This is a genomic window from Solwaraspora sp. WMMB762 (assembly GCF_049179115.1).
Classification (GTDB): domain Bacteria; phylum Actinomycetota; class Actinomycetes; order Mycobacteriales; family Micromonosporaceae; genus Micromonospora_E.
Window position 1 is genome coordinate 610,327 of record NZ_JBMHMD010000001.1, and the last position, 13,389, is coordinate 623,715.

12 protein-coding genes and 3 pseudogenes are annotated in these 13,389 nt (G+C 72.9%); 12 read left to right on the plus strand and 3 right to left on the minus strand.

Annotation, left to right across the window (positions count from 1 at the left end):
* Positions 1-2 precede the first annotated feature (2 nt).
* Positions 3-1,466 (plus strand): annotated as a pseudogene (locus ACN27J_RS02875) (phenylalanine--tRNA ligase subunit beta); the annotation flags it as partial.
* Positions 1,443-2,582 (plus strand): annotated as a pseudogene (locus tag ACN27J_RS02880) (phenylalanine--tRNA ligase subunit beta); the annotation flags it as partial. The pseudogenes ACN27J_RS02875 and ACN27J_RS02880, both read left to right, overlap by 24 nt.
* A 75-nt stretch (positions 2,583-2,657) precedes the next feature.
* Here ACN27J_RS02880 and ACN27J_RS02885 read toward each other — a convergent pair.
* Both ACN27J_RS02885 and ACN27J_RS02890 read right to left on the minus strand, forming a co-directional pair.
* Positions 2,658-3,110: a GDSL-type esterase/lipase family protein gene (locus tag ACN27J_RS02885; RefSeq protein WP_421363238.1), complete on the minus strand. Its 453-nt coding sequence runs from the start codon at positions 3,108-3,110 to the stop codon at positions 2,658-2,660.
* 64 nt (positions 3,111-3,174) lie between these two features.
* A pseudogene (locus ACN27J_RS02890) lies at positions 3,175-3,300 on the minus strand (SGNH/GDSL hydrolase family protein); the annotation flags it as partial.
* On the opposite strand from ACN27J_RS02890, the gene ACN27J_RS02895 reads away from it, so the two are divergent.
* Together ACN27J_RS02895 and ACN27J_RS02900 are read left to right on the plus strand one after the other, a co-directional pair.
* A complete protein-coding gene (locus tag ACN27J_RS02895) occupies positions 3,239-3,958 on the plus strand; it encodes a hypothetical protein (protein ID WP_421363241.1) in 720 nt (239 codons plus the stop codon). The pseudogene ACN27J_RS02890 and the gene ACN27J_RS02895 overlap by 62 nt on opposite strands.
* 226 nt (positions 3,959-4,184) lie before the next feature.
* On the plus strand, positions 4,185-4,613 hold the full coding sequence (locus ACN27J_RS02900; protein WP_421363243.1) for a hypothetical protein: 429 nt from the start codon (positions 4,185-4,187) through the stop codon (positions 4,611-4,613).
* A gap of 12 nt (positions 4,614-4,625) precedes the next feature.
* Here the strand turns inward: ACN27J_RS02900 and ACN27J_RS02905 are convergent, their stop codons facing one another.
* Complete coding sequence (locus ACN27J_RS02905; protein WP_421363245.1) at positions 4,626-5,654, minus strand: NUDIX domain-containing protein; 1,029 nt, start codon at positions 5,652-5,654, stop codon at positions 4,626-4,628.
* A 255-nt stretch (positions 5,655-5,909) separates the two neighbouring features.
* Here ACN27J_RS02905 and ACN27J_RS02910 point away from each other — a divergent pair, with 255 nt between their 5' ends.
* From ACN27J_RS02910 to ACN27J_RS02945, 8 genes are all read left to right on the plus strand, one after another.
* On the plus strand, positions 5,910-6,197 hold the full coding sequence (locus ACN27J_RS02910; protein ID WP_421363247.1) for a DUF427 domain-containing protein: 288 nt from the start codon (positions 5,910-5,912) through the stop codon (positions 6,195-6,197).
* Positions 6,198-6,269: 72 nt separating this feature from the next.
* Positions 6,270-7,283 carry an N-acetyl-gamma-glutamyl-phosphate reductase gene (gene argC, locus ACN27J_RS02915; RefSeq protein WP_421363250.1) on the plus strand — a complete coding sequence of 338 codons (1,014 nt, stop codon included), beginning with the start codon at positions 6,270-6,272 and terminating at the stop codon, positions 7,281-7,283.
* A complete protein-coding gene (gene argJ / locus ACN27J_RS02920) occupies positions 7,280-8,470 on the plus strand; it encodes a bifunctional glutamate N-acetyltransferase/amino-acid acetyltransferase ArgJ (protein ID WP_421363253.1) in 1,191 nt (396 codons plus the stop codon). Before argC ends, argJ begins: the two co-directional genes overlap by 4 nt.
* Positions 8,467-9,405: an acetylglutamate kinase gene (gene argB, locus ACN27J_RS02925; RefSeq protein WP_421363256.1), complete on the plus strand. Its 939-nt coding sequence runs from the start codon at positions 8,467-8,469 to the stop codon at positions 9,403-9,405. The genes argJ and argB overlap by 4 nt, the downstream gene beginning before the upstream one ends.
* Positions 9,406-10,626, plus strand: a complete 1,221-nt coding sequence (locus ACN27J_RS02930; protein WP_421363258.1) for an acetylornithine transaminase — start codon at positions 9,406-9,408, stop codon at positions 10,624-10,626.
* The gene (gene argF / locus ACN27J_RS02935; RefSeq protein ID WP_421363261.1) at positions 10,623-11,558 is read left to right on the plus strand and encodes an ornithine carbamoyltransferase; all 936 of its coding nucleotides are present in this window, start codon (positions 10,623-10,625) and stop codon (positions 11,556-11,558) included. The genes ACN27J_RS02930 and argF overlap by 4 nt, the downstream gene beginning before the upstream one ends.
* The gene (locus tag ACN27J_RS02940) at positions 11,555-12,064 is read left to right on the plus strand and encodes an arginine repressor (protein WP_421363263.1); all 510 of its coding nucleotides are present in this window, start codon (positions 11,555-11,557) and stop codon (positions 12,062-12,064) included. Before argF ends, ACN27J_RS02940 begins: the two co-directional genes overlap by 4 nt.
* Positions 12,065-12,144: 80 nt before the next feature.
* On the plus strand, positions 12,145-13,383 hold the full coding sequence (locus tag ACN27J_RS02945; protein ID WP_421363265.1) for an argininosuccinate synthase: 1,239 nt from the start codon (positions 12,145-12,147) through the stop codon (positions 13,381-13,383).
* Positions 13,384-13,389: the final 6 nt, after the last annotated feature.

Sequence of the window (13,389 nt, forward strand, 5' to 3'; positions counted from 1 at the left end):
ACATGCGGATCGCACTCTCCTGGCTGCGCGAACACGTCGACCTGCCGGCCGACCTGACACCGCAGCAGCTCGAAGACGCCCTGGTCGGGCTCGGCTTGGAGGTCGAGTCCATCGTCGACCTGGCCGGCACCGTCACCGGCTCCCTCGTCGTCGGCGAGGTCCGCGAGATCGAGGAACTCACCGGCTTCAAGAAGCCGATCCGGTTCTGCCGGGTCGATGTCGGCACCGCCAACGGCACCGGTGAGCCGCAGGAGATCGTCTGCGGCGCCACCAACTTCGCCCCCGGCGACAAGGTCGTCGTCATCCTGCCCGGCGGGGTGCTGCCCGGCGGCTTCGCTATCGGTGCCCGCAAAACCTACGGGCGCAACTCCAACGGCATGATCTGCTCCGCCCGGGAGCTGGGCGTCAGCGACGACCACGCCGGCATCATCGTGCTGACCCCGGACGTCACCGCCGCGCCGGGCGACGACGCCCGGCCCGTCGTCGGCCTCGACGACGTCGTGGTCGAGGTCGAGATCACCCCGGACCGGGGGTACGCCATGTCGGTGCGCGGCATCGCCCGGGAACTCGCCCATGCGCTCGGCGTACCGTGGCGGGACCCGGCGGCGATCGACGCACCCGGCGCCACCGACACCCCGGCGTACCCGGTCGAGGTCCGCGACACCGTCGGCTGCGACCGGTTCGCCGCCCGGATGGTTCGCGGTATCGACCCGACCGTGCCGTCGCCGGCCTGGATGGTGCGCCGGCTGACCACCGCCGGGGTCCGCAGCATCAGTCTCGCCGTCGACATCACCAACTACCTGATGCTCGAACTCGGCCAGCCGATGCATGCCTTCGACGCCGACCGGCTCGCCGGGCCGCTGGTGGTCCGTCGCGCCGTCGCGGGGGAGAAGCTGACCACCCTGGACGGGGTGGCACGGGTTCTCGATGCCGAGGACATGGTGATCTGCGACGACACCGGACCGATCTCGCTCGCCGCGGTGATGGGCGGCGAGACCAGCGAGGTGGTGCCCGGCACCCGCAACGTGCTGTTCGAGGCCGCGCACTGGGATCCGGTGATGGTCGGGCGTACCGCCCGGCGGCACAAGCTGTTCAGCGAGGCCGCCAAACGGTGGGAACGCGGCGTCGACCCGGCGCTGCCGCTGGTCGCCATCGACCGCGCCGTCGCACTGCTCACCGAACACGCTGGCGGCTCCGCCGGCGCGGAGATCCTGGACATCGACCACGTCGCCCCGCCAGCCCCGATCGTCCTCGACGCCGGGTTGCCCAGCCGCCGGGTCGGGGTGGCGTACCCGCCGCAGCGGGTCGTCGACCTGCTGGAGGCGGTCGGCTGCACCGTCGCCACCGGGTTGACCGCCGGGGTGGCCAGCGCCAGTGCCGTCGCCACCGGCGTGGCCACCGCCACCTCGGCGGCGTCGGCAGCCGACGACGGTACGGCGCCGCTGGTCGTCGGCCCGCCGAGCTGGCGGCCCGACCTGACCGACCCGGCCGACCTGGTCGAGGAGGTGGTCCGGCTGGACGGCTACGACAACGTGCCCAGCGCCCTGCCGTCCGCCCCGGCCGGCCGGGGGCTCACCGCCGACCAACGCCGCCGCCGGTCGGTGGCGCGGGCGCTGGCCGAGACCGGTCACGTCGAGGTGCTCTGCTACCCGTTCGTCTCCCCGCAGGTCGCCGACGACCTGGGGCTGCCCGCCGACGACCCGCGCCGCGACGCGGTCCGGCTGGCCAACCCGCTGGCCGACACCGACCCGCTGCTGCGGACCAGCCTGCTGCCGCCGCTGCTGGCGACGCTGCGGCGCAACATCGGCCGGGGGCAGCGCGACGTCGCCCTCTACGAGATCGGCGTGGTGTTCCAACCCCGGCCGGGTGCCGCCGCACCGCCGCCGATGGGCGTCGACGACCGGCCCGCCGACGAGGTGTTCGCCGCCGCCGACGCGGCCGTACCGCACCAGCCGTGGCACGTCGCGGTGGTGCTGGCCGGTGAGCTTGAGCCGGGCGGCTGGTGGGGCGCGGGACGGCCGGCCAGCTGGGCCGACGCCGTCGAAGCCGGTCGGACCGTGCTCGACGCCGCCGGCGTTGCGGCCGACCGGGTCGAGGTCCGCGCCGGCAAGTACGCGCCCTGGCATCCCGGCCGCTGCGCCGAACTGCTCGTCGACGGGGTGGTGGTCGGCCACGCCGGTGAGTTGCATCCGGCGGCGGTCGCCGCGCTGGAACTGCCCCGGCGTACCTGCGCGATGGAGCTGGACCTGGACGCGGTGCCGGCGGCTCCGGTGGTGCCGGCACCGGACTTCTCCAGCTTCCCGCCAGCGTTGATCGACGTGGCGCTGGTCGTCGACGAGACCACCCCGGCGGCGCAGGTCCGCGCCGCGCTGGTGGCCGGGGCGGGCGAGCTGCTCGAATCGGTCCGGCTCTTCGACGTGTACGCCGGGGAGCAGCTCGGCGCCGGGCGTAAGTCCCTGGCGTACAAGCTGGTGTTCCGGGCTCCAGACCGGACGCTGACCGTCGAGGAGGCGGTGGCGGCCCGCGACGGCGCGGTCGCCGAGGCCGCCTCCCGGCTCGGCGCGACGCTGCGCGGCGCCTGACCGACCGACAGCGGGTCCCGACCCGGTCCGCCGCGACGACAGGTGGACCGGGTCGGGAACGCCGGTGACCGTCGGTCAGCGTCGTAGCAGCGCGCCGAGGTCGACGGCGTCGGCCATCGCGGCGCAGCCGGCGTCGTTGGGATGCAGGTGGTCACCGCTGTCGTACGGGGTCGCCAGCCGGGTCGGGTCGGCCGGGTCGGCCAGCGCCGCCGCGAAGTCGATCACTCCGTCGAAGGCACCGCTGGTGCGGATCCAGTGGTTGACGTCGCGCCAGATCTCCTGCCGCTCGGGGGTGTCCAGGAAGGATCCACCGAACGGTGGCACGGTGCCGCCGAGGATCGGCAGCCCCTGGGCCCGGGTCTGCGCGATCACCTGCCGGTAGCCGGCGATGATGTCGGCGGCCGGGGCGCTGTAGCCGATGTCGTTGGTGCCTTCCAGCAGGATCACCGCCCGGACTCCGGTCTGCGCGTAGACGTCGCGTTCCAGCCGGGCCAGCGCCGGCACCCCCCCAGTACGGTTCCCCGTCACGTGGGGCGAGCAGCCGGTTGCCGCCGAGTCCGGCGTTGACCACCGACAGGGTGGGCCCGCGGTGGTCGTGCAGGCGACGGGCCAGGTAATCGGGCCAGCGCCGGTTGGCGTTGCCGGTGGTGTTGCCGGTGTCGGTGATCGAGTCGCCGAGCGCGACCACGGAGCCGACGACCCGGGGATCGGCCTGCACGTCGATTCCGTCGACGAGCATCCAGCATGGCGTGTCGGCGTACCCGTCGGCGGTCGGCGCGGCGGCCCGGTCGCCCGCCGCCAGATGGTTGCCCTGGGCGGTGAACGGATGGTTGGTCACCGGTCCGGTCGGCTCCGGTACGTACACACTGACCAGCAGGGTGCTCAGCGCGGCGACCCGCAGCGGGACCGGGTCGCTCAGTGCCCGACCGCCGGCGGCCACGGTGACCTCGTGGCTGCCGCCGAAGGTCAGCTCCCGCATCGAGCCGGGCACGGCGGTCGCGCCGTCGTGCTGCACGGCGACCGAGGCCCGGCCGACGGTCAGCGCCCGGGTGCCGAACGTGTTGGTGATCCGTACCCGGACAGCCCGGCCACCGGCGCTGACGAAGGCGACGTTGCGCACCGTCTGGTCGGCCAGCCCGTCCCCGGCCGGGCAGTCCGACCAGGGGATGGTGCTGCCCTCGACCGGGCTGGGTGCCCAGGCGGCGACCCAGGTGGCCGGGTGCCGGTCAGGGCCGGCAGGGCTGGTGGAGGCGGTGTCGCCGGTGGTCGCGGCCAACGCCGACGTCACGGTGACTGCCAGGACCGCGACGCCGGCCAGGGCCGCCGCGCCGGCCGATCGGGTGCGACGCCGGGCCAGGGCAGCCGGGCCGGTGTGATTCTCCTTGGGACGCACGCCCACCTCCTCCTCGGTCGGTCCGACCGGATGGCGGACCAACCGTCAACAATAGAGCAGAATCGATATCTGTGGTGACTGGTCGCGGCACCCGTCGCCGTCGGCATCGGATCCGGTCGGTACGGCGAGCCGTTGTGCGGACACCGGATCCGGCTGCGCGGTTGCCGGACCCGGGGTCCGCCGGTCGACCCTCCGACTAGGATCAGGCGATGCCCCGATGGCGCAGGACACGTCTCGTCGCCGGAGCGGCGATCACCTTGCTGGCCGTCGCTGCCTTCACCGGCGGCGAGCCGCGCTGGGGATGGTTCCTCACGCTCACGGTCGGGCTGCCGTACGCGGTGCTCGCCGTTCCGGTGCGCTGCGGTGAGTGGCTGTGGCACGACGGGGACTGTCCGTACCTGGGGTCAGGTCTGCTGATCGGCTGTCACCTGCACCGCCTCGACAAGATCGAGCGGCTGCTCGGCGCCCAGCCACGGGCCCGGACCGGCACCCGGCAGGCCGGCACGGCCACCGGGGTGCCGCCGAGCCGGGTTCCCGTCGTGACCCGTCACGTCCGGGAAGGTCTGGGCTTCGTCGTCGCGCTCCTGGGCGCCGTCTCCGGCCTGCTGATCCTGCTCGGTGTGACACCGTCCGGATAGCGCGGCCCGTGCTCACCGCTGACTGGCCTGCCGGTACCGGGTGAGCAGCTCCAGCACCTCGGCCTTCAACCCTCCGACGAACTCCGTGGCCGGGGTCGCCGCGAACTCGTCCTCGCTCATCCAGCGCAGCTCCGAGTGGTTACCTGAGGACGGCTCGCCGCGCCCGACCCGGCGGCAGAGGAACCGAATGCCCGGAATCACCGGCACGTCGGCCTCGCGGATCGTATAGAAGCAGTGCAGATCCTCGCGGACCTCGACGTCCAGGCCCATCTCCTGTTGGAAGTGCCGGCGTACGCCGTCGGTGAACGTCTCCGAGTAGCGCAACTGTCCGCCGCATCCCTCAAGAAGGCCGGGGAACAGCGCCCGCTCGGCCGACCGGCGGGCCAGCAGCAGTCGGATGCCGCCGCTGTGATCCTCGGTGAAGCAGATCCCGGCGACATGGACCTCGGGCGTCTCGCGCAGTCGTTCCCGGGGCACGAACTGCGAGGCGATCTCGTGGCTCACCCAGACCGGCACCTCGCCGATGCCGCGCAGCCGGCGGATCTGGCTGGTCATGCCGCGTACGTCGCGGGGCAGTTCGGGAAAGTCGTCGCGGTCGATGACGATGCCGAACGGGCGGGCCTCGGCGCACAGCCGTGAGCACTTGTTGAGGTTGTGCCCGGCCCAGTCGTCGCCGGTGCGGATGACCTTGCCGCGGACGACTCCCCAGCCGAGCCGCAGATCGGTGCGGTGGCCGACCCGGTTGGCGAACTCGACACAGTGTCGGGCGAAGTCGGCGTCGACGCGGTTGACGATGGCCAGCACCCGGGAGAGCATCGACGCCAGCTCGCGTGGGCTGTTGCGCTCCGGGATCTCACAGACCAGCAGAGCACCGTCACCGAGCGGCTTGAGACTGTACGTGCCGGGGAAGCGTCGACGCAGGATCGTGAAGAAGCCGGCGATGAACTGGTCGAGGTTGATGAAGACCTCGTTGGTCTCGGACCATCGGGTGAATCCGCGCACGTCGACGAAGATCGCCAGGACGCTTCGGTCCTCCGCCATGTGCGCTCCCACCGCCTCGTCGGGTCCCGCACGGCTCCGTCGGTGATCTGCCCGGTCCATGCTGCCGATGCTAGGCAGGAGCCGTCTCGATCGCTGGCTGCCACACTGTCGCCGACTCCGCGGTGGAGAAGCCCGAAGGTGCCTCGCGTACCAGGGTCGGTGTGTCGACCTTAGCCGACAATGGACAGCTGTGGATCGACTGTCCGCACCTCGACATCGATCGTGCCGGGCCGGGAGGCGGCTACGCTGGATCTCATGCCGAAGGCCATCTGGAACGGGCTCGTGATCGCCGAGAGCGACGACACGGTCGTCGTCGAGGGAAACCACTATTTCCCCCGGTCGTCGCTGCGTGACGACCTGGTACGTGAATCGGACACCCACACCCACTGTCCGTGGAAGGGTGACGCGTCCTACTACTCGCTGGAGGGCGATGGTCAGCGCAGTGCCGACGCGGTCTGGTACTACCCGCAGCCGCTGCCGGCGGCTGACATGGTCCGGGACCGGGTCGCCTTCTGGCGCGACGTGGAGGTCGTCGACACCTGACCGGCTGGAATGGGTCTTGTCGGCCCGGATGCATCCTGATACCGTCCTCCGCATAGAAATGCGGAGGTGGGTATGGGCATCCGGGTCGCCGTCGTCGGCGCGAGCGGGTACGCCGGGGGAGAGCTGCTGCGGCTGATCGCCGGGCACCCCGAGCTGGACCTGGTCGCCGCCACGGCGCACAGCCAGGCCGGCGCGCCGGTCGCCGAGGTACACCCGCACCTGGCCGGCCTCGACCTGGTGTTCGTCGCCACCGATCCGGCCGACCTCGCCGCCGCGGACCTGGTATTCCTGGCCCTGCCGCACGGCGAGTCGGCCGCGCTCGCCGCCGCCCTGCCGGCCGACGTCAAGGTCGTCGATCTCGGTGCCGACCACCGGCTGGCCGACGCCGCCGCCTGGTCCCGCTACTACGGCGGCCAGCACGCCGGTGCCTGGACGTACGGGCTGCCGGAACTGCCCGGCCAGCGGGACCGGGTCGCCGCCGCCGACCGGGTCGCCGCCACCGGCTGCTATGCGGTCGCCACCACCCTGGCGCTCGCGCCGCTGATCGCCGCCGGGGTGGTCGCCCCGGACGATGTCGTGGTGGTCGCCGCCAGCGGCACCTCCGGTGCCGGCCGGTCCGCCAAGACCCACCTGCTGGCCAGTGAGGTGATGGGCAGCCTGTCGCCGTACAAGGTCGGCGCCCACCAGCACGTCCCGGAGATCAAGCAGGCCACCGGCGCGACCAGCCTGTCCTTCACCCCCGTGCTGGCTCCGATGCCGCGCGGCATCCTGGCCACGGTGACGGCCCGCCCGGCCGGCGGCACCGCCGACCCGGCCGCCGCGCGCGACGCGCTGACCGTCGCCTACGCCGACGAACCGTTCGTCCGCCTGCTGCCGGCCGGCACCTGGCCGGCCACCGCCGCGACCCTCGGATCCAACGCCTGCCACCTGCAGGTGGGCACCGACGTCGACTCGGGACGGGTGATCGTGACCAGCGCCGTCGACAACCTCGGCAAGGGCGCCGCCGGCCAGGCCGTGCAGTGCGCCAACCTGATGCTCGGCCTGCCGGAGACCACCGGCCTGACTGCTCTGGGGATCGCGCCATGACGGTGACCGCGCCGAACGGGTTCCGGGCGGCCGGGGTGGCCGCCGGGCTCAAAGCCAGTGGCGTGGCCGATGTGGCCCTGGTCGTCAACGACGGACCCGCTACGGCCGCCGCCGGGGTGTTCACCGCCAACCGGGTGCAGGCCGCTCCGGTGCGGTGGAGCCGGCAGGTGCTGCGCGCCGGCAGGCTGCGCGCGGTGGTGCTCAACTCCGGCGGGGCCAACGCCTGCACCGGCCCGGCCGGGTTCCAGGACACCCACGCCACCGCCGAACACGTCGCCACGACCCTCAGCGCGACAGGCGGCACGGACGTCGGGGCCGGTGAGATCGCGGTCTGCTCGACCGGGCTGATCGGCGAACGGCTGCCGATGGACAAGCTGCTGGCCGGAGTGACGGCGGCGGTCGCCGGGCTCTCCGCCGACGCCGGACCGGCCGCCGCCGAGGCGATCATGACGACCGACACCCGGCCGAAGACCACCGTCGTCGACGCCGGCCCGGCCGGCACCGGCGGACCGGCCTGGCGGGTCGGCGGGATGGCCAAGGGCGCGGGCATGCTCGCCCCGTCCATGGCGACGATGCTCTGCGTACTGACCACCGACGCGCTCGCCGACCCCGCCGACCTCGACGCCGCACTGCGCGAAGCCTGCCGCACCACCTTCGACCGGGTCGACTCCGACGGCTGCCTGTCCACCAACGACACCGTGCTGCTGCTGGCCAGCGGTGCCTCGGGGGTCACCCCGTCGGCCGGGGAGCTGACCGCCGCGGTCACCGCCGCCTGCGCCGACCTGGCCCGGCAACTGATCGCCGACGCCGAAGGCGCCAGCAAGGAGGTCGCCATCGAGGTGGTCGGCGCGGCCAGCGAGACCGACGCGGTGCAGGTCGGCCGGGCGGTGGCCCGCAACAACCTGGTCAAGACGGCGCTGTTCGGCAACGACCCCAACTGGGGGCGGATCCTCGCGGCGGTCGGCACCACCAGCGCGGTGTTCGACCCCGACCAGCTCGACGTGGCGATCAACGACGTGTGGATCTGCCGGGACGGGGCCGCCGCCGCACCCCGCGACCAGGTCGACCTCACCGGCCGGCAGGTGCACATCCGGATCGACCTGCACGCCGGTGCCGCCACCGCGACCATCTGGACCAACGACCTGTCGCACGCGTACGTGCACGAGAACTCGGCGTACTCGACATGACCGACACCACCCGGCCGACCGCGCCGCACAGCACGCTGAGCCGCGATCTCAGTGTCGCCCAGACCAAGGCCGCCACCCTGATCGAGGCGCTGCCCTGGCTGGCCCGCTTCCACGGGGCCACCGTGGTCGTCAAGTACGGCGGCAACGCCATGATCGACCCGCAGCTGCAGCAGGCCTTCGCCGCCGACATGGTGTTCCTGCGGTACGCCGGTATCCGCCCGGTGGTGGTACACGGCGGCGGCCCGCAGATCTCCAGCATGCTGCGCCGGCTCGGCATCGCCAGCGAGTTCAAGGGCGGCCTGCGGGTCACCACACCGGAAGCGATGGACGTGGTCCGGATGGTGCTGGTCGGCCAGGTCGGCCGGGAACTCGTCGGCCTGATCAACGAGCACGGACCGTACGCCGTCGGACTGTCCGGTGAGGATGCCCGGCTGTTCACCGCCGTCCGTCGGCCCGCCTGGGTCGACGGCGAGCCGGTCGACGTCGGCCAGGTCGGCGACGTCGACACGGTCAACCCGTCGGCGGTCGCCGACATCATCGCCGCCGGGCGCATCCCGGTGATCTCCACGGTCGCACCCGACGTGGACGGCGTACTGCACAACCTCAACGCCGACACGGCCGCCGCGGCGTTGGCCGTCGCGCTGCGGGCCCGCAAGCTGGTCGTCCTCACCGACGTGCCCGGCCTGTACGCCGACTGGCCCGACACCGGCAGCCTGATCAGCCGGATCACCGCCGACGACCTGGCCGACCTGCTGCCCACCCTGGCCGCCGGCATGGTGCCGAAGATGGAGGCGTGCCTGCGGGCGGTACGCGGCGGGGTGCCCGCCGCGCACGTGGTCGACGGCCGGGTGGCCCACTCCACCCTGCTGGAGGTCTTCACCTCGGAGGGCTTCGGCACCATGGTCACCGATCCGACGAACGACGGGGAGTCCTGAATGGCCTCGCTGCGGGACCGCTGGTCCGCATCGTTGATGGACAACTACGGCACACCGCCGCTGGCGCTGGTGCGCGGCGAGGGCGCGACCGTCGTCGCTGAGGACGGCCGACGCTACCTCGACCTGTTGGGCGGCATCGCGGTCAACTCGCTCGGACACGCCCACCCGGCGGTCGTCGAGGCGGTCACCCGGCAGATCAGCACCCTCGGACACGTCTCGAACCTCTACGTCGCCGAACCGCCGGTGGCCCTGGCCGAACTGCTGCTCGCCCTCACCGGACGCCCCGGCGCGGCGTTCTTCTGCAACTCCGGGGCCGAGGCGGTCGAAGCCGCGTTCAAACTGTCCCGGCGTACCGGTCGGACCCACGTCGTCGCCACCCACGACGGCTTCCACGGCCGGACCATGGGCGCCCTGGCGTTGACCGGGCAGCCGGCCAAGGCCGACCCGTTCCGGCCGCTGCCCGGCGAGGTCAGCCACGTGCCGTACGGCGACATCGACGCGCTCGCCGCCGCCGTCACCGACCGCACCGCCATGGTGATCCTGGAGCCGATCCAGGGTGAGGCCGGCGTGGTGGTGCCGCCGCCGGGCTACCTGGCCGCCGCCCGGGAGATCACCAGCCGGCACGGTGCCCTGCTCACCCTCGACGAGGTGCAGACCGGGGTGGGACGGACCGGTCACTGGTTCGCCCACCAGGCCGACGGGATCACCCCGGACGTCGTCACCCTGGCGAAGGGTCTCGGCGGCGGGCTGCCGATCGGTGCCTGCATCGCCTTCGCAGACACCCGGGTCGGTGGCGTGGGCACTCCGGCCGCGCTGCTCACCCCGGGCAGTCACGGCAGCACCTTCGGCGGCAATCCGGTCTGCTGCGCCGCCGCCCTCGCCGTGCTGCGCACCATCGCCGCCGAAGGGCTGCTCGACCACGTCAAGCGGGTCGGCGAGCAGCTGCGCCGGGGCGTCGAGTCGCTCGGCCACCCGCTCATCGCCGGGGTACGGGGCGCCGGTCTGCTGCTCGGCGTGGTGCTCACCGCGCCCGTCTCGGCTGCGGTCGCGGCCGGGCTGCGCGACGCCGGGTTCCTGGTCAATCCGGCCCAGCCGGATCTGATCCGGCTGGCTCCGCCGCTGATTCTCACCGCGGAGCAGGCCGACGAGTTCCTGGCCGCGCTGCCGGCGGTCCTCACCGCCGCCGCCGAAGCCGCGGCGACCACTGGAGCGGCGTCGTGATCCGGCACCTGCTGCGCGACGACGACCTGAGCCCGGCCGAGCAGTCGGCGGTGCTGGATCTGGCCGCGGCGATGAAGGCGGACCGGTACGGCCACCGGCCGCTGGCCGGCCCCCGCTCGGTCGCGGTGCTGTTCGACAAGCAGAGCCTGCGGACCCGGCTGTCGTTCGATGTCGGCATCGCCGAGCTGGGCGGCAACCCGATCGTGGTGGACACCCAGGCCACCCACTTCGGTCGCGGGGAGACCCTGGCCGACGCCGGTCGGGTGCTGTCGCGGTACGTGTCGGCGATCGTGATGCGTACCTTCGGCGACGACCGGCTCGCCGAGGTCGCGGCAGGGGCGAGCGTGCCGGTGGTCAACGCGCTCACCGACGGGTTCCACCCCTGCCAGCTGCTCGCCGACCTGCTGACCGTGCGGGAGTACTGCGGCGCCACCACCGGACGGACCCTGGCGTACATCGGCGACGCCGCGAACAACATGGCGAGTTCCTACCTGCTTGCCGGGGCCACCGCCGGGATGCATGTGCGGGTGTCCGGGCCGACCGGGCACGACCCGTCCCCGTCGGTGGTTTCCCGGGCCGGGGAGATCGCCGCCTGGACCGGCGGGTCGGTGCAGGTCATCCGGGACCCGAAGGAGGCGGTCGACGGCGCCGACGTGCTGGCCACCGACACCTGGACGTCGATGGGCCAGGAGGCCGACGGCCGGGACCGGCGTACTCCGTTCTGGCCGTACCAGGTCAACCAGGATCTGCTCGACGCCGCCGCGCCGGAGGCGATCGTGCTGCACTGCCTGCCCGCCCACCGGGGTGAGGAGATCACCGACGAGGTGCTCGACGGCGCGCGCAGCGCCGTGTTCGACCAGGCGGAGAACCGGCTGCACGCGCAGAAGGCACTGCTCACCTGGCTGCTGCGCCAGCAGGACGGGCCGTCGTGACCGGGCCGGCGACCCGGACCGCCCGGCACGCCCGGATCACCGAGCTGATCCGGGCCAGGGCGGTCCGGTCGCAGACCGAGCTGGCCGAGTTGCTCGCCGCCGACGGCATGCAGGTCACCCAGGCGACCCTGTCGCGGGACCTGGAGGAACTCGGCGCGGTCAAGGTACGCGGCCGCGACGGCGGCCCAGCGGTCTACCTGATTCCCGAGGACGGCAACCCGACGCTGCGCCCCGCCGAGCAGGCCCCGGCCCGCCTGGTCCGGCTGCTGCACGAGCTGCTCACCGGAGTCGACGCCAGTGGCAACATCTGCGTGCTGCGTACCCCACCGGGTGCGGCGCAGTTCCTGGCCAGCGCGCTGGACCGGTCCGGGCTGCCGGACGTGGTCGGCACCATCGCCGGTGACGACACCATCCTGGTCGTCGCCCGCGACCCGGCCGGCGGTGCCGACCTGGCCGGAAAGCTCTCCACCTGGGCCGCCACCCCGCCCGGCCCGACCACCACCTGAACCGCCCGACCACCCCCGCCGAACCGCCCGACCACCACCTGATTATCCCGATACGCACATTCAACGAGGAGCACGACATCATGACTGAGCGGGTGGTACTCGCCTACTCCGGCGGCCTGGACACCTCGGTCGCCATTCCGTACCTCGCCGGGGAACTCGGCGCCGAGGTGATCGCCGTCGCGGTCGACGTCGGCCAGGGCGGCGAGGACATGGACGTCATCCGGCAGCGGGCGCTGGACTGCGGCGCCGTCGAATCCGAGGTGGTCGACGCCCGGGACGAGTTCGCCGCCGACTTCTGCCTACCGGCGCTGCGGGCCAACGCCCTCTACATGGACCGGTACCCGCTGGTGTCGGCGCTGAGCCGGCCGCTGATCGTCAAGCATCTGGTCGCGGCGGCCCGCAAGCACGGCGGCACCGTGGTGTCGCACGGCTGCACCGGCAAGGGCAACGACCAGGTTCGCTTCGAGGTCGGCATCGGCGCGCTCGCGCCGGAGCTGAAGGTGGTCGCCCCGGCCCGCGACTTCGCCTGGACCCGGGACAAGGCGATCGCGCTGGCCGAGGAGAAGGGGCTGCCGATCGACGTGTCGCACAAGTCGCCGTACTCGATCGACCAGAACCTGTGGGGCCGGGCGGTGGAGACCGGCTTCCTGGAGGACATCTGGAACGCCCCGATCGAGGACCTGTACGCGTACACCGCCGACCCGGCCGCGCCGCGCGACGCCGACGAGGTGACCATCACCTTCGACGCCGGCGTGCCGGTGGCGGTCGACGGCGAGCCGGTCACCCCGTACCAGGCGGTGGTGGAGCTCAACCGGCGTGCTGGCGCGCAGGGCATCGGGCGGCTGGACATGGTCGAGGACCGGCTTGTCGGGATCAAGAGCCGCGAGGTGTACGAGGCACCGGGCGCGATCGCGCTGATCACCGCCCACCAGGAGCTGGAGAACGTCACCGTGGAGCGCGAGGTGGCCCGGTTCAAGCGGACCGTGGACCAGCGCTGGGGCGAGCTGGTCTACGACGGCCTGTGGTTCTCCCCGCTCAAGCAGGCCCTCGACGCGTTCATCGACGAGACGCAGCGGCACGTCACCGGCGAGATCCGGATGGTGCTGCACGGCGGCCGGCCGGTCGTCGTCGGCCGGCGTTCCGAGGCCAGTCTGTACGACTTCAACCTGGCCACCTACGACACCGGTGACACCTTCGACCAGAGCCAGGCGAAGGGCTTCGTGCAGCTGTGGGGGCTGTCCAGCCGGCTGGCCACCGCCCGCGACACCCGGCTCGCCGGCCCCGGTGGGCAAACCCGGCTGCCCGGCTCGGGAGCCTGACCCCGA